Source organism: Streptomyces atratus (genome assembly GCF_040655115.1).
Classification (GTDB): domain Bacteria; phylum Actinomycetota; class Actinomycetes; order Streptomycetales; family Streptomycetaceae; genus Streptomyces; species Streptomyces atratus_D.
In genome coordinates this window covers 72,578-92,943 of sequence record NZ_JBFAJH010000027.1, presented here as the reverse complement: position 1 = coordinate 92,943, position 20,366 = coordinate 72,578, and the positions used below count along the sequence as shown (strand labels likewise).

Below are 20,366 nucleotides of genomic sequence, written 5' to 3'. Positions count from 1 at the left end.
TGCTCATGTTGCTCTTGCCACTCAACCTGGACTGCTTCCTCCGGGACCCATCCGTCCCAGTATCAGGCTGTCCACTTCAGAGGGGGAACTTCAGTCCCGGCGCACTGCACAACCCCCACCCAGGTGGGGAAGAACCAGGAACCCGGCTCAAGGCACACCACGCGGATGCCAGGGAGAGAATCGCCTCGTTCGGGGGGTGAGGATGTCAACTACGCCACCGTAGGTTTCGAATTTTCGAACTATCGAACAGGAGTGGCGATGCTCACGTGGGCGCCCCTCTGGACATATGGGCGAATCGGTCGGATGATCAAATGAGTATGGTCGGCACCGGATGAGCGGCTACGAAGCATCCGGGTCGCAGCCCCCACGGGGCAACTGCCCAAAAACACCCTCGACAAGGAGCGATCGTGGCGCGCGACATCGCGGCTCCCTTCACTGTTCCCACCCGTCACCAGGAGCTCGCCTCCTGGGTGAACGAGATCGCAGCCATCACCGAGCCGGACCGCGTGGTCTGGTGCGACGGCTCCGAGGCCGAGTACGAGCGCCTGTGCGGGGAGCTCGTGGCCAAGGGCACGTTCACCAAGCTCGACGAGATCAAGCGCCCGAACTCGTACTACGCCGCCTCCGACCCGAGCGATGTCGCCCGCGTCGAGGACCGCACCTTCATCTGCTCCGAGAAGGAGGAGGACGCGGGCCCGACGAACCACTGGAAGGCCCCCGCCGAGATGCGGGCCATCTTCACGGGCGAAGAAGGCAACAGTTTCACCGGTGAGAAGGGTGTCTTCCGCGGCTCGATGCGCGGTCGCACGATGTACGTCGTGCCGTTCTGCATGGGCCCCGTCGGCTCCCCGCTCTCCGCGATCGGCGTCGAGATCACCGACTCCGCGTACGTCGCCGTCTCCATGCGCACCATGACGCGCATGGGCCGGGCCGTCCTCGACGAGCTCGGCACCGACGGCTTCTTCGTCAAGGCCGTCCACACGCTGGGCGCGCCCCTGGAGGAGGGCCAGGAGGACGTTCCGTGGCCGTGCAACTCCACCAAGTACATCTCGCACTTCCCCGAGGACCGCGAGATCTGGTCGTACGGCTCCGGCTACGGCGGCAACGCCCTGCTCGGCAAGAAGTGCTACGCGCTCCGCATCGCCTCGGTCATGGCCCGCGACGAGGGCTGGCTCGCCGAGCACATGCTGATCCTCAAGCTCACGCCGCCGCGGGGGGAGTCGAAGTACGTCGCCGCCGCGTTCCCGAGCGCCTGCGGCAAGACCAACCTCGCCATGCTGGAGCCCACGATCTCCGGCTGGACCGTCGAGACCATCGGCGACGACATCGCCTGGATGCGGTTCGGCGAGGACGGCCGTCTCTACGCGATCAACCCGGAGGCCGGATTCTTCGGAGTCGCGCCCGGCACCGGTGAGCACACCAACGCCAACGCGATGAAGACCATGTGGGGCAACTCCGTCTTCACGAACGTCGCGCTCACCGACGACGGCGACGTGTGGTGGGAGGGCATGACCGAGGAGATCCCCGCGCACCTCACGGACTGGAAGGGCAACGACTGGACCCCCGAGTCCGGCACGCCCGCCGCCCACCCCAACGCACGCTTCACCGTCCCGGCCGGCCAGTGCCCGATCATCGCGCCCGAGTGGGAGGACCCGAAGGGTGTGCCGATCTCGGCCATCCTCTTCGGTGGCCGCCGCGCCTCGGCCGTACCGCTGGTCACCGAGTCCTTCGACTGGCAGCACGGTGTCTTCCTCGGCGCCAACGTGGCCTCCGAGAAGACCGCCGCCGCCGAGGGCAAGGTCGGCGAGCTGCGCCGCGACCCGTTCGCCATGCTGCCGTTCTGCGGCTACAACATGGGCGACTACATGAACCACTGGGTCAAGGTCGGCAGCGACGCCGCGCGGGCAGGGAACCAGGCGAAGCTCCCGAAGATCTACTACGTGAACTGGTTCCGCAAGAACGACGCGGGCAAGTTCGTGTGGCCGGGCTTCGGCGAGAACAGCCGTGTTCTGAAGTGGATCGTCGAGCGCCTGGAGGGCACGGCCGAGGGCGTCGAGACGCCGATCGGCATCCTGCCCGCCAAGGGCTCCCTGGACACCGAGGGCCTGGACCTCTCCGAGTCCGACCTGGACTTCCTGCTCACGGTCGACAAGGAGGTCTGGCGCGAGGAGGCGGCGCTGGTCCCCGATCACCTCAACACCTTCGGTGACCACACGCCGAAGGAACTGTGGGACGAGTACCGCGCGCTGGTCCAGCGTCTGGGATGACGCCCCCGGGCGGCGCCTTCGAGGCGTCGCCCACCCGGGCGTACTCCTGAAGCGCCCCCTTCGATCCCCGCGGCCGGGTCTTCCGACATCCGCCCTGACCTGTGGGGTCAACAGCCCGCCGCGGAAAGGCCCCCGGAATCCCTGACGGTTCCGGGGGTCCCTCGTCATCCTCGCCGTCGAGCGGACCGACCGGAAGGGCACCGGCGCGCTGCCGCCGGCGGCGGTCGCCGCCGACGGCACATTCCGGATCAACGACCTGCCGGGGGCGACCGGCCAGGTGACGTACACGGTGAGCCGCACAGGCGACGCTCTGCACACGGACTCGGCGGCGTCGGCGACGGTGCGCGTCCGGCGGTGGAAGGGCGGCCTCCCGTCGGACGGCCCGGGAACCCCGCTCGTCCGACGGGAGTCAGTCCGTCCGGCCCCGGTCCTCCAGGTACCGTGTGTGCGTCTGCTGCCGACGCGCCTCGGCCTCCCGCTCCCCCGCGACCAGCGACTCCGCCTCCCGGTGCAGCAGCGACAGCTGCTGTTCGAGGTGGCGCTCGGGCGGCTCGGTGCCCGGTGCGATCCGCGTCCACCAGCGGGTCCGCAGATAGGTGTCGACGGACTCCGGGATGTCCTGGTGCACGGCGCGCGACAGGGCGTGGATGCCTTCCGGGTCGGTGGCGAGGGCCTCGGAGACCCAGCCGGGTGCGAGTAGCCCTGCCAGCAGCTCCGTCAGCTCGACGAGCCGCCCGGACGCCGCGGGCGGCAGCTCCACCTCGTCCAGATATGCCCGCAGGGTCACGAAGTCGGCCCGCAGCGAATCCAGTTGGGACGACGGGTCGGGGAAGTCCGGGGCGGGTGGCCGCTCGGGCGGGGCGATCAGCGCACCCGCTCCGTACAGCCCGACGATCACCACGGGCCAGTACGCCCCCGCGAGCCCGGTGAAGGTGAGGGCGAGCCCGGCGATCCCGCAGGCGCTCCCGGTGAGGTTCTTGCGCGACTCGACGTATGCCAGGACCCGGCCCGGCGCTCTACTGGTAGCCACGGATCTCCTCGAAGGCGTCGTCCAGGGAGCCCGGCCCCCGGTCCTTCGTCGCGTCGAAGAGCCGGCCGCCGGTCAGGGAGGCGATCGCGTCCAGCTCCGCGCGGTCCGAGTCGCCGAAGACGACCGGGAAGACGGGGGTGAAGCGGCGCGCGGCCAGGAGCGAACGGTAGAAGTCGGCGAAGTCGTCGGCCGAGTCGCCCGTCGTGTTCTCGCCGTCCGTCATCAGGACGATCGAGGTGAACGCGGACCCGGTGTCCGGACCCAGCCGGTCGTAGGCGGACTCCAGGCTCGAAAAGATCGCTGTTTCGCCGCTCGCGGTCAGGGCGGCGCTGTCCGCCTTGATCGCCGCAAGCCCCGCCTGCGGATCGGCGGGATCGACCGTATGGGTACGCGCCCGCTTCACCGACGACCCGAACGGCAGCAGCGTGACCTCCTCGCGCTCCCGGAAGTCCCCGGTCAGCCCGGTCAGCGCCGCCTTCAGCTTTCGCAGCCGCTCGCCCTTCATCGACCCGGACGTGTCCAGGACGTACACGGTGCGCGAGGGCCGCCGGAGCTTGTTCTCGTACTGGTCGAGCAGCCCGTCGGCGACGGATCGCGAGCCGGGGAAGGGTAGTTCGCGGCGTGCCTCGGCGGCCGGCGGCGCCGCCGGCCGTACGGACGAGACGACCGGGCGGCGGAACGTCTCCCGGGTCAGCTGCCGCTGCACGGCGGGGGAGCGGAGGTACGAGGTCAGGGCGCGCACCGAATCCTTCGCGTCCGGCGAGGCGGCGGAGAGCAGGCTCAGCGGGTAGTCGGCCGTCACCACGCCGTCGCGCGGGCGGATCACCGTCAGCCCGGTACGACTGTCCCGGCCCAGGGAGAGCAGCACGGACTCGTAGTTGATCAGCGCGTCGACCGTGCCCCGCCGGGCGTACGCGGTGGCCAGCCAGCCGGACGAACCGGAGGTCAGCCGCTGGCCGCCGAAGAACTCCTTCATCTTCCCGCTCGCCTTGCGGACATCGGCTTCGGTCAGCGCGGACTGGGCGCCCGACAGCGCCGAAGCGACCGAAACAAGCGCGGCGAAACCGGAGTTGGAGCGCGCCGGATCCGTCATTCCGTACGTCAGCTCCCCGTCGGCCACCGCCCGGTGCACCTGCGACCAGGTGACGCGCGACGGGTCCCAGCCCAGCCGCTTCACCACCGCCGGCTTGACGCCGAGGGCGACCGGCGACGTCATCAGCGGCGTCTCGGAAGTGATCCGCTTCGCCGCCTCCGGGTGGAGCCGCAGATAGTCGTTGGACGACAGCCATACCGCGTCGTACGCCCCGTCCGCCTTCCCGGAGCCGAGCTGCTGGACGGCGTCGAGCGTCCCGGTCCAGGTGGGCCGCACAGTGATTCCGGTCGCCTTCCGCGCCTGCTCCAACAGCGGCTTCATGTCGGCGAGTTCACTGGACACCAGCACGCGCAGCGTTCCGGCCCGCGGAGCGCCGTCGTCCTTCTTCCCGGACGCCGCGGGATCGTTTGCCGCCGAACACGCGGCGATCGGCACGAGGACCGCGGCGGTCAGCAGTGAAGCGAGGGTGCGCGACACCCGCCGGCGCGGCTTTCTCGGTCGGTCCGTCATCCGGGACCACCGCCCTCAAGTGCCCCCGCGGACCGGCTGCGCTCCAAGTGGGTGCCGGCCTGCTGGAGTTCGGATGTCAACGACTCGACCGTCGCCGCCATGGACTCGGTGGCCTGCACCTTGTACATGTCGATCGCGTCCAGCGTCCGGTAGATCTGCTGGAACGCCGTCCGCAGCGTCTCCGCGCCCACCGCCGGGTCGGCGGCGATCCGCTGGATCTCCCCGCTCTGCGTGGCGAGCATCTCCGCATTGCCGCGGATCAGATCCTCCGTGGTGGAGCGCAGCACCTGCACCTGTTCGGTCACCTTGCGCTGGCTCTCCAGCGCCGATGCCAGCATCACGGCTATCCGCAGCGCGGAGACGGTCGTGGTCGCGGCGCGGTCGACGCCCCTGATCAGCTCCTCGTTGTTGCGGCGTACGACATCCATCGCCAGGTACCCCTGCGCACAGACCGCGAGCTGGGTCAGCAGATCCTGGTGCTTCTGCCGTACGGGGAACAGCACATCGGCCCGCAGGGCCGCCCGTCCGCTCAGCGTCGCCAGCCCGTTGTCCGCCAGCACCTGCGCGGCGCCGCGGTGCGCGACGACGACGAGCGGCGAGTAGAAGGGCCGGAGCGGGCCGCCCTTGACGGGGGACTTGCGCTGCAGCTCATCGGCCGGAGCCTTCGAACCGGGGAACGCGAAGTCGTAACCCTTCAGCGGAAGTCGCTCCATGGCCCAGGACCCGGACGTCTCCGCCTTCACGGTGAATCCCTTGGCAGCAAGGGCCTTCACCACATCGGGATCGGCGAAGAACTCCGCCTTCTCCGACCCGATCACTCCACGCACGGTCTTCGTTGCCGTGCTCGTGTCCTTGCTGTCGCGGCCTGCTACGACGGCCACTGCCACTCCGCCGATCAGCAGCACCGCCAGGACGATTCCCACGATGCGTCTCACGGAGGCATCCTGCTCGCGGAAGCCTAAATTCCGGGCGGAGTTGAGTGGACGTCAGGTGAAGTGCGTATCTCAGTACGCAACGGGATCGGCCCGTTCCCTCCGGCAACCCGATCACAGGATGACGTGGACTGCGCCGCAGGGCGCACGCACGTGTGCCGTGCCCGGACGATCCCGGGCACGGCACACGTCAGAGGGATCCCAACGAGGTCAGGACCGCATCTGGCTCTTCGAGAGTGCCTTGTCGGCTGCCCTGTTGAGGTCGAGGCTGTTCAGCAGCTGCTCAAACGGGCTCGCGCCGCTGGACGACTGGTTCGCGCTGCTGGACGACTGGTTCGTGGTCGGCGGCTCGCCGGCCACGAACGGCCCGGTGCCTACAGGCACGAAGGTGATGAGATTCCAAGGCTTCTGGTCCAGGGGAGCGGTACTACCGCAGTCGATACTCATCCCCATGAGCGTGCACTGGAGCTCGTACACGGCCCCGGTCGCGGTGATCACCTTGAAGTTCACCTCCCCGTCCTGGGCCGAAACGCTGGCGGCACAGACAGTGGCGGGGTCGGGGTAGCCGGGGTTTTGATTCGGGTTGGTGAGGTCCTCGCGGAAGTAAGGTCCCGTGCTGGGGTCCTTCCGGTGGGCCCCAAACGCAACCCCGTCGACCAGGAGGACGCTGATCTCCTGAGTGTTGTCGGGGAGAAGACTGTCGACCTCGGAACCGCACCCGTTGGCTCCGGAGGCTCCGGTGGCTCCCGTGGATCCCGTGGCGCCGGTCGCGCCGGTCGCGCCGGTCGCGCCGGTCGGTCCCGTGGGTCCGGTCGGTCCCGTGGCTCCGGTGGCTCCGTTTTCGCCGTTCTCACCCGTGGCGCCGGTCGGTCCCGTGGGTCCGGTCGGTCCCGTGGCTCCGGTGGCTCCGTTTTCGCCGTTCTCACCCGTAGCGCCGGTCGGCCCCGTGGCTCCGGTGGCTCCGGTGGCTCCCGTGGCTCCCGTGGCGCCGCGCGGACCCGTCGGTCCGGTGGGTCCGGTGGGTCCGCGCTTGCCCTTCTCCTTCTCCTTGCACTTGTCCCTGTCGTGCTTGTTTTTGTGGTGGTCGCAGCACTCGTCCCTGTCGTGCTTGTTCTTCTGGCGCTCGCACTTGTCGCCGCCCATAAGCACAGGCCGGTTCATCCCGCCCGGAGAGAAGGCGTTCTGTGCGACCGCCATCGCAGGGCTGGAGAAGCCCAGCACGACGAGGCTCAGCGTTGCCATCGCACCGCCGGCCAGCCACTTGCGACCTCGGGGAACCGGGCCCAGACGTGAGGGGGTCCTGTTCTCAGGACTCATGAATTTGCTCCTTGGGGAACCGAATGGAGGTGGTCTCGAGAGGCATGCGGAGCCTCTGACGCAACATTCGGGTGCGTGTGCAAGAAAGTGGGCGAGACACACCAGACGTTCAGGCGATCGGCAGAGGGGGGAAGGGGGCCGAAAGGGGATAGGACCCCGAAGAGTTGGGCCACGCAGCCTAGTAGTGGTTTCAATCCCGAGTGTGTGTCGGTGCAGCAGGCACACAGGTGGATGGATACGCTCTGCATGCTTCATCAGCTCCCACTCGCCAAATCGAGGCTCGAATGTCCGTCAGCGATTTTCAAGGAAAGATGAATTTCTTCACCAGGGCCAGGAAGCGTGTGGTCAAGGTGGCGACGGTCGCACTCGCCGTGACCGCGACCTGTTCAGGACTGACATGGGCGGCGGTCTCCCTGACGGGAAACAGCGCCGATGCGAAGTCGCCGGTCGCGTGCTCATACAAACCCACCGACGGTGCAAAGCCTGTGGGAATTCCCACCTTCGATGCCTGGACCGCGGCCCGGCCGTACACGGCAGAACTCGTGACCAACCGGGGAACCATCACCTTTCAGGCCCTGACCGACAAGGCGCCCTGCGCCACCAACTCCTTCTCCTTCCTGGCGCGGAAGGGGTACTACGACGGCAGCACGTGTCACCGCGTCACGACCCGGGGGATTTACGTATTGGACTGCGGTGACCCCGAAGGGGAAGGTGCAGCCGATCCGGGCTATTACTTCCAGGACGAGAATCTGGACGGAGCCGAATATTCGGCCGGCACCGTGGCGATGTCCAAGGCGGTCCCCGGCAGGAACGGCAGTCAGTTCTTCATCAGTTATGCCGATCCTGATACTCCCATGTCGTCCGAGTGGACTCCCTTTGCGAAAGTCGTGAGTGGATTGGACGTACTGAAGGAGATCGCCGGGAACGGGACGCAGGACGGATCCTCCGACGGAAAGCCGAAGAAGGCCGTCGTCATCAAGTCGGTAACGGTGCGGCAGGCATCGGTCAGTGCCCCTCGCGAGAAGCGCGGGTGACTCCACCACGCCCCAGGTGTGCCGCTGTTCGGAGTATTCCGCGCGCGCACATGGTGGCTCAGAGCCAAGCCGTGAAGGCTGCTGGCATCTTGAGGTCCTCAGGGTCAGCTTTCCGGAAGGAATAAGTCATGCAAGCCCCACCCACCGACAGTGCCACGCTCCCGGTTCAACAAAAATCAACTGTGGATGAAGGGCCGGTGGTCGAGCCGTCTCGGGGGAGCCGCTCCGACATCCCGTGGTGGATCTGGGCCCTGGCGGGAGCGCTGTTCTTCACATACGCGACGTTGTCCTTGCGTATCCATCAGCGCATGCTCTCCCACAGTTTCGACCTGGGAATCTTCGAGCAGATCGTCCGCTCCTACGCGAATGGGCACCTGCCCGTCTCCGAAATCAAGGGGCCGGACTTTCCCATCCTGGGGGACCACTTCTCTCCCGTTCTGGCCCTGGTGGCACCTGTCTACCGGCTGTGGCCTTCGGCGATGGCCCTGCTCGTGGTGCAGGCGGCGCTGATCGCCGCGAGCGTTCTGCCCCTGACTCTCTGGGCGCGCCGAGCGCTGGGCTCCCCCGCCGCCGCGGTCATCGGGGTCTGCTACGGCCTCTCCTGGGGTCTCGCGAGCGGGGTCGGCTCCGACTTCCATGAATGGGCCTTCGCCGTTCCCCTTCTCGCGTGCTCACTCACCGCTCTCGCGACGGGCCGGATGCGTGCCGCGGTCTGCTGGGCTCTGCCCCTGCTGCTGGTGAAGGAGGACCTCGGGCTCACCGTGGTCGTGATCGGCCTCGTCGTCGCCCGGCGTGGCGACCGCAAGCTCGGGATCACAACCGCCGCAGTCGGTCTGGCGGGGGCACTGCTGGCGACGATGGTGATCCTGCCGGCCTTCAGTCCGAGCGGGTCCTACGACTACTGGCACTGGCTGAACGGCTCGGAAGGCAGTGAGGGTGGGCTGACGGATCTGCTGTACAAGAGCACGATCGGTCTCATCACCCCCGAGGCCAAGATCTCGACGCTCCTGCTCGTGCTGGCCCCGACCCTGTTCCTGGCCCTGCGGTCCCCGTTGATGTGGATCGCACTGCCGACCCTGATGTGGCGGGCTGCCTCAGGTCTCAGTACCCACTGGGGCACCGCCTACCACTATTCGCTCGTGCTGATGCCGATCGTCTTCGCGGCCTTCATCGACGCCTTGGTCCGACGGAACCCGAGCAGGAGCAGCCTGCGCCGATACCTCGCCGGCTCCGCGGCGATCACACTCCTGATCCTTCCGCAGTATCCGTTCTGGCAGCTGGTCCAGCCGGCCACCTGGCGGGGCGATCCCCGCATCGCTGTCGCCCACCGTCTGATGGACCGGATCCCTGACGGCGCCACGGTCCAGGCGTCCAATCTACTCGTGCCCCAGCTCACGAACCGTACGAGCGTCAGCCTCTACGGCTGGGCCGACAGCCGCCCCGATCCTCAGTGGATCATGGTGGACACCTGGGTGCCGTTCAGTCAGCGGTGGCCGCTGAACGTCCTTCAGGAACAGCAGGCCCTGGGCATCGCCCGCGCACAGGGGTATCTCACCGTGGCCAAGGAACAGGGCTTCGTCCTGCTCAAGCGCCCGAGCTGATGTCGTGACGTCGGTCTTCTACCTCACCGAGTTGGAGGTGACCCGTGAAATCAACGGTCTGCCTGAACATGATCGTCAAGAATGAGGCCCCGGTCATCAGACGCTGCCTCGAATCCGTGCGCCCTTTGATCGACACGTGGGTCATCCTGGACACCGGCTCGACCGACGGCACCCAGGACGTCATCCGTGACGTCTTCAGTGATCTGCCGGGCGCCCTGCACGAAAGTCCCTGGAAGGGATATGACGGGAGCCGCAGCGAGGCGATCGACCTGGCGCGTGCCGAAGCGGACTATCTGCTGTTCATCGACGCCGACGACGAGATGGAGGTGAAGCCCGGCTTTCGCATGCCGGAGCTGACCCACGACGCCTACCGAGTCGCACTGCACGACGGACCCCTCACCCACTGGCGCCCCGCGCTGGTCTCAACCCGGCTGCCCTGGCGCTACGTAGGCGTCCTGCACGAGTACATCGACTGCGGAACGCCGTACACCCTCGGGACGTTCAACGGCGCCAACATCCTCTCGGTGGGGGGCGGCGCACGCCTGAGGGGAGAAGGGCAGCGCAAGAAGTACCTGCGCGACGCCAAGGTCCTTCAGCAAGGCCTGATCAAGGAACCCGACAACTCCCGCTACGTCTTCTACCTCGCCCAGAGCTGGCGCGATGCCGGCGAGCCGAAGAAGTCACTCGCCGTCTACGACCGCCGGGCAGGCATGGGCGGCTTCGCGGAGGAAGTCTTCTGTTCCCACCTCTACGCCGCACGGCTTGCGGTAGAGCTCGGCAAGCCGTCGGCCGAGGTGATCGACCGCTACCTCCGCGCGCACGAAAGCCGTCCCTCGCGCGCCGAAGCACTCGGTGAACTCGCACGCTACTGCCGCATGAACGGCCGGCGCTGGCCACTTGCGCACATGTTCGCGCAGCAGGCAGCGCAGATCCCGTACCCGGAAGACATTCTGTTCGTCGAATTCGAGTGGTACGACTGGTGCTCGCTCGACGAACTCGCCGTAGCCGCTTACTGGACCGGAAACTATGAGGAGTCGGAGCGATGCGGCCAACGCCTCCTCGAGGGCGGCAAGGTGCCTCCCGAGCACCACGACCGCGTGGTCGGCAACCTCGAATTCGCCCGGCAGAAGCTGGGATCGAGGGAACTCGTCAACGCCTGACCGGGGGTCGGCGCAACCGCGGTGGCCCGGCCGGGGAAGAGACTTCGCGTCGCAGGCCGGTGCCTGCGGACGAGCCGGCGGCCGCTCGGGACGGCCGGCTGCGGCACACGAATGGCACCCGGTCCGCGCGCCTCCCCGGCCCGCGGACCGGGGCCGTCAGGGGGCGCCGATCGGCTCGGCGTCACGCAGGGCGGCGGTGTGCGCGTCCATGCGCTCGGCGGCGAGGATCGCGGCGGCGGTGTCCGCGCGGGACGCGGCGACGACGAGTGCGCGGCCGGCGAGGGCGAGCGCGCGATGGTGCAGTGCGGCGGGGGCGGGCTGGCTCAGCGCGGCAAGCCGCGCCGGTGGCGCCCCGCGCAGCCGGGCCACCTGCTCGGCTATGCGATCGCCCTGCCGGCCGAGCCCCAGCTCGTCGGTGACGGCGAGCAGGGCGGCCAGATGCCCGGCGAGCTGGATGTCCAGCTCCTCCTCGCGGGTGCGATGGGGGTACTGCGCGTCGTCGGCCATCGAGTGGACCGACTTGGTGCGGATCGGCTCGTACATGGAGATGGCCTCCTGCTCACGGTCAGGAGGCCAACCCTACATTGGATTCAGTCTAAAGTTGAGTGGTGTCGGGATTCGGTTGTTTTCAGGGCTGCCCGTACCCGTCCAGGAAGGCGCCGATCCTGGTCACCGCGTCCCTCAGGTCCTCGGCCGACGGCAGCGTCACGATCCGGAAGTGATCGGGCTCCGGCCAGTTGAACCCCGTACCCTGCACGACCATGATCTTCTCGGCCCGCAGCAGGTCGAGGACCATCTGCCGGTCGTCCTTGATCTTGTAGACGGCGGGGTCGAGCCGCGGGAAGAGATACAGCGCCCCCTTCGGCTTCACGCAGGTGACGCCCGGGATCTGCGTCAGCAGGTCGTACGCGACGTCCCGCTGCTCCAGGATCCGCCCGCCCGGCAGCACCAGATCGTCGATCGACTGCCGCCCGCCGAGCGCCGCGGCCACCGCGTGCTGCGACGGCATATTGGCGCAGAGCCGCATGTTGGCGAGGATCGTCAGCCCCTCGATGTACGAGGAGGCGTGCCCCTTGGGACCGCAGACCGCCAGCCACCCGGACCGGTATCCCGCCACCCGGTAGTTCTTGGAGAGCCCGTTGAACGTCAGCACCAGCAGATCGGGCGCGATGGCCGCCGTCGGGGTGTGCGTCGCTCCGTCGTACAGGATCCGGTCGTAGATCTCGTCGGAGCAGACCACCAGGTTGTGGCGGCGGGCGATCTCCGTCAGGCCGCGCAGCATCTCGTCGTCGTAGACCGCACCCGTCGGATTGTTCGGGTTGATGATCACGATCGCCTTGGTGCGGTCGGTGATCTTCCGCTCGATGTCGGTGAGGTCCGGCATCCAGTCGGCCTGCTCGTCGCACCGGTAGTGCACGGCCGTACCGCCGGCCAGCGACACGGAGGCGGTCCACAGCGGATAGTCCGGTGCGGGTACGAGCACCTCGTCGCCGTCGTCGAGCAGGGCCTGCATCGACATCTGGATCAGCTCGGAGACGCCGTTGCCCAGGTAGATGTCCTCGACGTCGAGGGCGATCCCCTTGGTCTGGTAGTGCTGCATCACTCCGCGGCGCGCGGACAGCAGCCCCTTCGCATCGCCGTAACCGTGCGCCCCGGAGAGGTTGCGCAGTATGTCTTCGAGAATCTCGGGCGGGCACTCGAACCCGAACGCGGCAGGGTTGCCGGTGTTCAGCTTGAGGATGCGGTGACCAGCCGTTTCCAGCCGCATCGCCTCCTCGAGCACGGGGCCCCGGATCTCGTAACAGACATTGGCGAGCTTCGTGGACTGGATGACCTGCATGCCAGCGAGGATACGGTGGTGTTTCACAGGGTGCGCGAGGTTTGCCTGCGGGTTGACCCGCCCGGGGAACCCGGTCCGCCCATCCGGTCTTCCATCGCCATGCACCCGCCGCCCCCGGCCGTGGGAACCCTGGCCAGGGGCGGTGACGCGGCTTGGAATGGGTGTGTGGCGGGCCGGTACGGGTGAGATGCGCCACGCGAACGGGTGCCACCGTCACTCCGGCAGGCGCGTGCCGTCCGGGAGACGGATGCCGAAGTCGTCCGCCAGGACCCGCAGTACCTCGTCGCCGCGGCAGCGGGCCGCCGTGCGGTGCGTGGACGAGCCGGTGACGGCGCGGTGCGTCGTGCAGCTCCGCGTCCGCCACCAGCGCGATCGGCTCCAGCAGCGAGCTGCTCGTGCCGAAGCCGACATCGGCGAGATACCGGGTCGGCTCGCCCGGCACCAGCATGTGGGTGCGCGGCCGTACGACCCCGGGCGCGGCCCCCAGCACCACGCGTGCGCAGAGCAGCGTCACCGTGAATCCGAGCTCGGCCGGCACGGCGGCGAAGAGGGTGTTGTGTTCGTAGCAGTACCCGCCGCGCTCACTGCGTACGAGCTTCGCCTGCAGATCGGCGAGCGCGAGCGAGGGCGCGCTGCCGAGCACGGGGTTGTGAGCTGCTGTCGGTTTGCTGAGCTGAAGTGAGTGGTGGTGAGTGGGAGTGAGTCCTGTCGGTGGGTTCGCGGGGGTGGGAACGGGAGTTCTGGCGCCGAATGGGTGACCTTGACGGCTGGTTCATCGCTGCCGACGGCGAGTCGGGAAAGCGGTTCGGGAACGAGACGATCCGCGTCACCCCGGACCAGGCGCCCGGCGGCGTGAGGAAACCCGCCCACCCACAACGGACCGGCCCCCTGGAGGACCGTCGCCGAGCGGGAAGCGAACGCGGGAACCCAGCGCATCCAACACCGTTCGGGATGCGCCCAGTACGCAGCAGTGGGTCCAAGACCCACTTACGCACACTGGTGAGGAACGGTGTTGTCAGTCATGGAGATTAGGCTGGTCGCAGGCCTCGGAGCGATCAAGTGCCCACTTCCGAGTGGGGGTTGCCACGGGGTGAGTGACCAGGTGAGAGAGGTGGGCCATGGGGACCGTACGCAGGCCGGGGGCGTTCGTCTGCGGGATCGACGCGGCGATGGATGTCATCGGCGGTAAGTGGAAGGTGCTGATCCTCTGGGCGCTGAACAAGCAGACGTGCCGCTTCGGCGAGCTCCGCAGACTGGTGCCGGGGATCACCGAGAAGGTGCTCACCTCGCATCTGCGGGAGCTGGAGGAAGACGGCATCGTGCACCGCGAGGTGCATGCCGAGGTGCCACCCCGCGTCGAGTACTCGCTGACCCCGCTCGGGTACGGGCTCAACGAGGCGCTCGGGCCGCTCGGCGCGTGGGGACGGGAGCACGTGCTCGGCCAGGGCGCCGCTGAAGGTGCTCCGGGTGGCCCCGACGGTGTGCAGGGCGGCCCCGAGGGCTCGCCGCATGCGCGCAATCCACGTGCGAGGGCGGACCGCGTTCCGACAGACTTCGCCGGTGACAGCTGATCCCTCATCCGCCTCTGCCTCGTCGCGGGCGCGCGCCCTGAGACATGTCGCTTCCCTTTCCTCGGGGCGGCCGCTGGACCGGTCTCTGCCGCTCACGCTGAACTTCCATCCGGACCGCATGGCGGGCCGCCGTTCGGTTCTGGTCAAGCCGGCCGAGGACGGCGTCTACCGCTCGCAGTTCGTCACCGGCACCAGCAATGGCGGACTGACCGCGCACCCCGGCGGCGACCGGTGGGGCCGGGAGAGCCGGATCTTCGGCGGTGCGTACGACGGCGTGCCCGGTGAACAGCGCCCGGTGTACGGGGCGTTGAACTTCCGGCGCAAGGAGGTCGGGGCGGCGCCACGGTTCGGCTCGGCGCACTTCCGGCTGACTGCCGAGGCGCTTGCGCGCACCACATTCCGCTACCCGGACAGTGCCGCCGAGCCCACGGACTTCGGCGTCGCGGACCGTATGCGGCTCATCGAACTGGCCGAGACCGACAGTCAGGACGCGCTCAACGACTACATCGAGGCACAGGTGCACGGCCCGGTGGTGCTCGACCGCCGCATGGAGGCCCTGGTCCTCGACCCGAGCCACCGCGGCACCGCCGTGGAGGAGGCGGCCCGTCGACTGCCGTGTGCCACCCAATGACACGCCGGATTCAGGCTCTCCGTCGACGAGTTGCACCACCACGCGGACTACCGCGGACAGGAGTTCGTGGACCTCGGCGCGGAGATCGCGGAGGGCGGCGTGCTCGATCCGCGGATCATCGGGGACGCGGCGCGGACGGGCCGTTACGAGACGCAGTCGCTGAAGATGGTCTGGCACTGCCTGGCCCGCTTCGGCGCACCGGCCGAGCCGCGGGTACCGGCGCAGGCCCGCTGAGAGGTGGCGGACTGCCGGCGGCCGGTACCTCTACGTTCCTGCCGTCGGCCGGCGGGGGCCGGCCCGCGGCGTGTTGCCGGGGCCGCGTGGCGGTGGAACCCGAACCTGCGCGCGGGTGACCGGCCACCCCGTCAGCAGACCGTGCCCGGCGGGCCGCGGTGCCCCTCAACAGGTCGCGCACCAGGTCGAAGTCGACGTCCTCCGCCGTGCTCTGCACCATGCGCACAGCCTAAGCGCTGTCCCGGGGCCGGAAGGGGGTCTTGCCCCGGACCCGTGCACCCCCAACAATGCGCATGACAAAACCGAAGGAACTTCGGTCACAGGTGTTAGAGGGGATCCCCACATGAAGAAGCCTCTCCTCGGCGCGCTTTTCGCTGTTCTGCTCCTCGGAGCGGGAACGGCACCCGCTGTCGCGGCCACAAGCCACGACGCGGACGCGCCGCAGAAGACGACGCAGGCCGAGCAGATCACGGCCAAAGCGGTCGACTTCGCCGGTACGGTCGCGCTCAGCAACTGCTCCGGCTCCGTGGTCCGCACGGCCGCCTCGCTCCCGAGCGATCCGGCGCTCGTGCTCTCCAACGGGCACTGCATGGAGACCGGCTTCCCCGGTCCGGGTGAGGTCGTCCTCGGCCAGAGGTCCACCCGCAGCTTCACCCTGCTGAACTCCGCGGGCAGCGGAGTCGGCACCCTGCGCGCCAGCAAGATCGCGTACGGGACGATGACCGACACTGACATATCGCTGTATCAACTCACCCGTACCTACGCGCAGATCGAGAGCACCTACGGCATCAAGGCGCTGGAGCTCAACGCCGCGCACCCGGTCCAGGGAACCGCGATCACGGTCGTCTCCGGTTACTGGAAGCGCACGTACAGCTGCAGCATCGACGGGTTCGTCTACCGCCTGAAGGAGGGCGGGTGGACATGGAAGGATTCGGTCCGCTACACCTCCGCCTGCCAGACCATCGGCGGCACGTCCGGCTCCCCGGTGATCGACAACGCGACCGGCAAGGTCGTCGCCGTCAACAACACCGGTAACGAGGACGGGCAGCAGTGCACGGTCAACAATCCGTGCGAGGTCGACGAGAGCGGCAATGTGACGGTCCGCCAGGGCATCAACTACGCCCAGGAGACGTACGGCATCGTGCCGTGCATCGGCGCCGGCAGCCAGATCGACCTCAACCGGACCGGGTGCACGTTGCCCAAGCCGTAGTCGTCGGCGTCCCCGTGTGGCCCGGGCGGTTCACGCCCCGCCCGGGCTGCATCGGTCCGAGCCGAGGTTCGAACGGGTGATATGACCCGGCCTCCGCCGTGTCGCTGGCTATGCCCTGGTATCGGAGGCGGCTTCCCATGGGGGCTCGCACTCCATAGAATCCGCCCCCGTGACACATCGTGACCATGCTGTATTCGTCGACACGTCCGGCCGCAGGGGTCGCCTCATGAGGTATGTGGCCACCTTTGTCGGCGTGATCTGCGTCGGATTTGTCGCGATCATCGTGGCCGGCCTGTTCGGCGCGGTTCCCTCGGGCGGCGCCCTGCCCTGGAGCCCGGGCGACGGCGGCAAGGCGCCCGCCCACGCCGAGGAATCAGCACAGCCCTCCGCCCCCACCGGCGCGGAGAAGCCCTCCGCGGTGCCGGCCGCCGACACCTCGGCCGTCGCCTCGCCCGGCGAGGACGCTTCCGGCGCGCCCACCGGCGCGGCCACCGCGCCCGCGAAGTCGACCGCCTCCGCCCCCACGGCATCGGCCGCCCCCGCCCCCGCGACGACCACCCCGTCCGCCTCCCGCGGCAACGGCAACGGCAACGGCAACAGTTCCAGTCGCAGCACCGCCGCACCCGGCTCGACCAAGGGACCCAAGTGACCCGGCACGCCCTGAGCCGCGACCCCCGAGCCCACTGGTTCCTGCTCAGCCTGACCCTGGCCGTCGCCGCCACCGCGCTGATCTTCAGCGGGTACGGACGCCACGAGATAGCCCCGACCGCCGCGCCCTCCACCACCACCTGCGCCACCGAGCCCACGGTGAGCCTCAGCGGCGGTCCCGTCATCCGCCAGAACCCCAGGACCGGCGGTGTCGAAGCCACCGAGATGCCCGGTGACACCGTCGCCCTCACCTACGACGGCGGACCCGACCCCGCCTGGACCCCGCGCCTGCTCGACGTACTGAAGAGCCACGACGCCAAGGCCACCTTCTTCCTCACCGGTGCGCAGGCCGCCGCCCACCCGGATCTCGTCCGCCGGATCAAGCGCGAGGGCCACGAGATCGGCTCGCACACCTACACCGACGCCAATCTCGCCGGACTCTCCAAGCCCCGCACCAACCTTGAGCTGTCGCTCACCCAGAACACCCTGGCCGGCGCGGCCGGCATCGGTACCCATCTGCTGCGCCTCCCGCACACCACCACCACCGGCACCCTCTGCGGCTCCCAGTGGGAGGCCGCGCGCCGGGCACTCATCGACGGCTACGTCGTGGTGGCCGCCGACGGTCCGGACCGGTCACCGCAGCGCGGCGCGGTACGGCAGTTGGTCGGCTCGCCCGCCGCGGTCAGCGAGACCGAGCAGCTCCTGACGGCCGGCGGCGCCCACGACCTTACGTTCACCAGCGTGGGCCACGGCATCGGCATGGCCGGCGCCACCTACGAGGTCTCCGCGCCCGCCCGCTGGCGGGGCGCCGCCGTGGTCGGCGCCCAGCAGGCCGCGCGCGGCTTCGCCGACGCCATGACCTGGCTGCTCGCGATCGCCGGTGTGATCACGGTGCTGCGTCTGGTGATGCTCTTCACCGTCGCCCGTGTCCACGTGAAGCGCGTCCGCGTCAAGCGTTCCCGCAGACGTGGCGCCCCGCGCCACCCCCCGCTCACCGATCCGGTCTCCGTGATCGTCCCCGCCTACAACGAGGAGGCGGGCATCGAGGCGACCATCCGCTCGCTCCTCGCCTCCACCCATGAGTACATCCAGGTCATCGTGGTCGACGACGGCTCCAGCGACCGGACCTTCGAGATCGCCGAAGCGATGCAGGCCGAGGACCAGCGGGTGATGGTGGTCCGTCAGCCCAACAGCGGCAAGGCGGCCGCCCTCAACACCGGTCTGGCCTGGGCCCACTTCGACATCATTGTCATGATCGACGGCGACACCGTCTTCGAGCCGGATGCCGTGCGCCATCTCATCCAGCCGCTCGCCGACCCCCGGGTGGGCGCGGTCAGCGGCAACACCAAGGTCGGCAACCGGCAGGGCGTGCTGGGCCGCTGGCAGCACCTCGAATACGTCATCGGCTTCAATCTCGACCGCCGGATGTTCGACATCATGGAGTGCATGCCGACCGTGCCGGGCGCCATCGGCGCGTTCCGCCGCGACGCACTCGTCGGCGTCGGCGGGGTCAGCGAGGACACCCTCGCCGAGGACACCGACCTCACCATGGCGCTCTGCCGTGACGGCTGGCGCGTCGTGTACGAGGAGAAGGCCATCGCCTGGACCGAGGCGCCCGCCACCGTCAAGCAGCTGTGGAAGCAGCGCTACCGCTGGTGCTACGGCACGCTCCAGGCCATCTGGAAGCACCGCAGGGCCGTCTTCGAACGCGGCCAGTCGGGCAAGCTCGGCCGGCGCGGACTGATGTACCTGATGGTCTTCCAGACCGTGCTCCCGCTGCTCGCCCCCCTGGTGGACGTCTTCGCTCTGTACGGGCTTCTCTTCCAGGGCGCGGGGCAGGCGCTGGTGGTGTGGCTCGGCTTCACGGCGATTCAGGTCTTCAGCGCGGTGTATGCCCTCCGCCTGGACCGCGAGAAGTTCGAACCGCTCTGGACGCTCCCGCTCCAGATCTTCGTCTACCGCCAGCTGATGTACCTGGTCGTTGTCCAGTCGGTGGTGACCGCACTCCTGGGATCCCCGCTGCGCTGGCACCGCATGCAGCGCACCGGATCGGCCACCGACACCCTGGAACGCCAGCCGGCCGGCTGACGCCCTGACCTCTGCACCGGGCCACTGTGCGCCCGGGCCCGTACCCCGGACAGAGTGTGGACGACGAAATGCGGGGCACTCGATGGGCTGGAGGTTGATATCCCATGGTTCCCCTTCTTCTCGTTCTCCTGATCGCCCTGCTTCTTTTCGGTGCCGGATTCGCGCTGAAGGTGTTGTGGTGGGTCGCCATCATCGTGCTGGCCGTGTGGCTGCTCGGGTTCATCGTCCGGCCCGGGAGCGGTGCGGGCCGCGGCCGCTGGTACCGCTGGTAGCCGGGCCGCCGCACACCCGTCCCCGCGCGCCGTGAGACCCCACAGCTCTCACGGCGCGCCCGTGCGTCGCACCGCCGCCTCGATCCCGTCCAGCAGCACGCCGAGCCCGGTGGTGAACGTCTCGCGCGCCTGACGCTCCAGGTAGGGCACCGTGTCGTCGGCCGGTGGCGGCTCGGGTGCGCTCTCGCTCTCCAGGCGGCCGACGTCCGGGAAGCGGTCCGCGAAGTCCGGGGCCACCTCACCGAGCAGCGCCGAGCGGGCGAACCACCACTCCTCGTCGGACTGGCCGGTCACCGCCGCGGCCTGCCGGGACTCGGCGACCGTCTGCGCCGAGCCGCGGACGAAGTGGAACAGCGTGCCGATCAGCCGCCGCAGGAGATGCGCGTCGAGCCCGGTCCCGTACAGGAGGCGTACGAGGGTGTTGAGCGCGGTGTACTCGTGCGGGCCCAGCACCGGCCGGGCCTGGGAGACCTGGAGCACCCACGGGTGGCGGAGGTGGAAGGCGAGGGTGTCCTCCGCCCAGCGCGTGAGGGAAGCGCGCCAGTTCTCCGTGTCCGGGTAGTCGGACGGGAGTTCGGCATGCACCGCGTCGTACATCAGGTCCAGGAGCTCGCTCCTGCCGGGGACGTACGTGTAGAGGGCCATGGCCGTCCGGCCCAGCCGCTCGCCCACCGCGCGCATCGAGAGCGCCGCCATGCCGTCCTCGTCGGCGACGGTGACGGCGGCGCTCACGATCGCGTCCACGGTCAGTCCGGGCTTGGGCCCCGACCGGGCCGGTCCCGTTCCGCCCGGCCCTGTTCCACCCGGTGCCGGAGCGTTCTCCGTGCGCCACAACAGGGCGATCGAACGGCGGGCGTCGCCCTGTCCCGCATAGACCACCACTTGCGACTCCTTACGCCATAAAGTAACTTCGCCCAGACGATTCTTT

At 68.9% G+C, this 20,366-nt stretch carries 16 protein-coding genes and 2 pseudogenes; 10 read left to right on the top strand and 8 right to left on the bottom strand.

What is annotated here, in order from left to right:
• Window positions 1–407: 407 nt before the first annotated feature.
• The gene (locus tag AB0I23_RS25710) at window positions 408–2,267 is read left to right on the top strand and encodes a phosphoenolpyruvate carboxykinase (GTP) (RefSeq protein WP_359112604.1); all 1,860 of its coding nucleotides are present in this window, start codon (window positions 408–410) and stop codon (window positions 2,265–2,267) included.
• Window positions 2,268–2,676: 409 nt separating this feature from the next.
• On the opposite strand, the gene AB0I23_RS25705 is transcribed toward AB0I23_RS25710, so the two are convergent.
• The 4 genes from AB0I23_RS25705 to AB0I23_RS25690 form a co-directional block, all read right to left on the bottom strand.
• A complete protein-coding gene (locus tag AB0I23_RS25705; RefSeq protein WP_359112602.1) occupies window positions 2,677–3,297 on the bottom strand; it encodes a hypothetical protein in 621 nt (206 codons plus the stop codon).
• Window positions 3,284–4,900: a substrate-binding and vWA domain-containing protein gene (locus AB0I23_RS25700; RefSeq protein WP_359112600.1), complete on the bottom strand. Its 1,617-nt coding sequence runs from the start codon at window positions 4,898–4,900 to the stop codon at window positions 3,284–3,286. The genes AB0I23_RS25705 and AB0I23_RS25700 overlap by 14 nt, the downstream gene beginning before the upstream one ends.
• Window positions 4,897–5,835: a toxic anion resistance protein gene (locus AB0I23_RS25695; RefSeq protein WP_359112598.1), complete on the bottom strand. Its 939-nt coding sequence runs from the start codon at window positions 5,833–5,835 to the stop codon at window positions 4,897–4,899. Before AB0I23_RS25695 ends, AB0I23_RS25700 begins: the two co-directional genes overlap by 4 nt.
• A gap of 207 nt (window positions 5,836–6,042) precedes the next feature.
• Window positions 6,043–7,149 (bottom strand): hypothetical protein, encoded by a 1,107-nt coding sequence (locus AB0I23_RS25690; RefSeq protein ID WP_359112595.1) that lies wholly within the window; start codon window positions 7,147–7,149, stop codon window positions 6,043–6,045.
• 311 nt (window positions 7,150–7,460) lie between these two features.
• Here AB0I23_RS25690 and AB0I23_RS25685 point away from each other — a divergent pair, with 311 nt between their 5' ends.
• The 3 genes from AB0I23_RS25685 (at window position 7,461) to AB0I23_RS25675 (ending at window position 10,944) form a co-directional block, all read left to right on the top strand.
• Window positions 7,461–8,183, top strand: a complete 723-nt coding sequence (locus AB0I23_RS25685) for a peptidylprolyl isomerase (RefSeq protein ID WP_359112592.1) — start codon at window positions 7,461–7,463, stop codon at window positions 8,181–8,183.
• Between the two features lie 197 nt (window positions 8,184–8,380).
• On the top strand, window positions 8,381–9,784 hold the full coding sequence (locus AB0I23_RS25680; RefSeq protein ID WP_359112590.1) for a DUF2079 domain-containing protein: 1,404 nt from the start codon (window positions 8,381–8,383) through the stop codon (window positions 9,782–9,784).
• Between the two features lie 68 nt (window positions 9,785–9,852).
• Window positions 9,853–10,944: a tetratricopeptide repeat-containing glycosyltransferase gene (locus AB0I23_RS25675; protein WP_359112588.1), complete on the top strand. Its 1,092-nt coding sequence runs from the start codon at window positions 9,853–9,855 to the stop codon at window positions 10,942–10,944.
• 156 nt (window positions 10,945–11,100) lie between these two features.
• Here AB0I23_RS25675 and AB0I23_RS25670 read toward each other — a convergent pair whose 3' ends face one another.
• The 3 genes and pseudogenes from AB0I23_RS25670 to AB0I23_RS25660 form a co-directional block, all read right to left on the bottom strand.
• Window positions 11,101–11,487 carry a hypothetical protein gene (locus AB0I23_RS25670; RefSeq protein ID WP_359112587.1) on the bottom strand — a complete coding sequence of 129 codons (387 nt, stop codon included), beginning with the start codon at window positions 11,485–11,487 and terminating at the stop codon, window positions 11,101–11,103.
• An 85-nt stretch (window positions 11,488–11,572) separates the two neighbouring features.
• Window positions 11,573–12,784 carry a pyridoxal phosphate-dependent aminotransferase gene (locus AB0I23_RS25665; protein WP_359112586.1) on the bottom strand — a complete coding sequence of 404 codons (1,212 nt, stop codon included), beginning with the start codon at window positions 12,782–12,784 and terminating at the stop codon, window positions 11,573–11,575.
• Window positions 12,785–13,043: 259 nt separating this feature from the next.
• Window positions 13,044–13,433, bottom strand: a pseudogene (locus AB0I23_RS25660) (arylamine N-acetyltransferase family protein); the annotation flags it as partial.
• A gap of 469 nt (window positions 13,434–13,902) precedes the next feature.
• On the opposite strand from AB0I23_RS25660, the gene AB0I23_RS25655 reads away from it, so the two are divergent.
• The 6 genes and pseudogenes from AB0I23_RS25655 to AB0I23_RS25630 all read left to right on the top strand — a co-directional run bounded on the left by AB0I23_RS25655 (window position 13,903) and on the right by AB0I23_RS25630 (window position 19,438).
• Window positions 13,903–14,355: a winged helix-turn-helix transcriptional regulator gene (locus AB0I23_RS25655; RefSeq protein ID WP_359112584.1), complete on the top strand. Its 453-nt coding sequence runs from the start codon at window positions 13,903–13,905 to the stop codon at window positions 14,353–14,355.
• Window positions 14,356–14,473: 118 nt separating this feature from the next.
• Window positions 14,474–15,220 (top strand): annotated as a pseudogene (locus tag AB0I23_RS25650) (DUF3626 domain-containing protein).
• Window positions 15,221–15,563: 343 nt separating this feature from the next.
• Window positions 15,564–16,430, top strand: coding sequence for a S1 family peptidase (locus AB0I23_RS25645; protein WP_359112583.1), 867 nt, complete (start codon window positions 15,564–15,566; stop codon window positions 16,428–16,430).
• 226 nt (window positions 16,431–16,656) lie between these two features.
• The gene (locus tag AB0I23_RS25640; RefSeq protein WP_359112581.1) at window positions 16,657–17,079 is read left to right on the top strand and encodes a hypothetical protein; all 423 of its coding nucleotides are present in this window, start codon (window positions 16,657–16,659) and stop codon (window positions 17,077–17,079) included.
• Entirely contained in the window at window positions 17,076–19,166 is a 2,091-nt protein-coding gene (locus AB0I23_RS25635; protein ID WP_359112579.1) for a bifunctional polysaccharide deacetylase/glycosyltransferase family 2 protein, read from the top strand. The genes AB0I23_RS25640 and AB0I23_RS25635 overlap by 4 nt, the downstream gene beginning before the upstream one ends.
• Before the next feature lie 104 nt (window positions 19,167–19,270).
• Window positions 19,271–19,438: a hydrophobic protein gene (locus AB0I23_RS25630; protein WP_359112577.1), complete on the top strand. Its 168-nt coding sequence runs from the start codon at window positions 19,271–19,273 to the stop codon at window positions 19,436–19,438.
• Between the two features lie 48 nt (window positions 19,439–19,486).
• On the opposite strand, the gene AB0I23_RS25625 is transcribed toward AB0I23_RS25630, so the two are convergent.
• Complete coding sequence (locus AB0I23_RS25625; protein ID WP_359112576.1) at window positions 19,487–20,320, bottom strand: TetR/AcrR family transcriptional regulator; 834 nt, start codon at window positions 20,318–20,320, stop codon at window positions 19,487–19,489.
• Between the last annotated feature and the right edge of the window lie 46 nt (window positions 20,321–20,366).

Excerpts from the sequence above, each read along its gene's own strand:
- AB0I23_RS25700 (WP_359112600.1), bottom strand. The coding sequence starts at position 4,900 with ATGACGGACCGACCGAGAAAGCCGCGCCGGCGGGTGTCGCGCACCCTC.
- AB0I23_RS25690 (WP_359112595.1), bottom strand. The coding sequence starts at position 7,149 with ATGAGTCCTGAGAACAGGACCCCCTCACGTCTGGGCCCGGTTCCCCGA.
- AB0I23_RS25685 (WP_359112592.1), top strand. The coding sequence starts at position 7,461 with ATGAATTTCTTCACCAGGGCCAGGAAGCGTGTGGTCAAGGTGGCGACG.
- AB0I23_RS25675 (WP_359112588.1), top strand. The coding sequence starts at position 9,853 with ATGATCGTCAAGAATGAGGCCCCGGTCATCAGACGCTGCCTCGAATCC.
- AB0I23_RS25670 (WP_359112587.1), bottom strand. The coding sequence starts at position 11,487 with ATGTACGAGCCGATCCGCACCAAGTCGGTCCACTCGATGGCCGACGAC.
- AB0I23_RS25665 (WP_359112586.1), bottom strand. The coding sequence starts at position 12,784 with ATGCAGGTCATCCAGTCCACGAAGCTCGCCAATGTCTGTTACGAGATC.
- AB0I23_RS25655 (WP_359112584.1), top strand. The coding sequence starts at position 13,903 with ATGGGGACCGTACGCAGGCCGGGGGCGTTCGTCTGCGGGATCGACGCG.
- AB0I23_RS25645 (WP_359112583.1), top strand. The coding sequence starts at position 15,564 with ATGAAGAAGCCTCTCCTCGGCGCGCTTTTCGCTGTTCTGCTCCTCGGA.
- AB0I23_RS25640 (WP_359112581.1), top strand. The coding sequence starts at position 16,657 with ATGAGGTATGTGGCCACCTTTGTCGGCGTGATCTGCGTCGGATTTGTC.
- AB0I23_RS25630 (WP_359112577.1), top strand. The coding sequence starts at position 19,271 with ATGGTTCCCCTTCTTCTCGTTCTCCTGATCGCCCTGCTTCTTTTCGGT.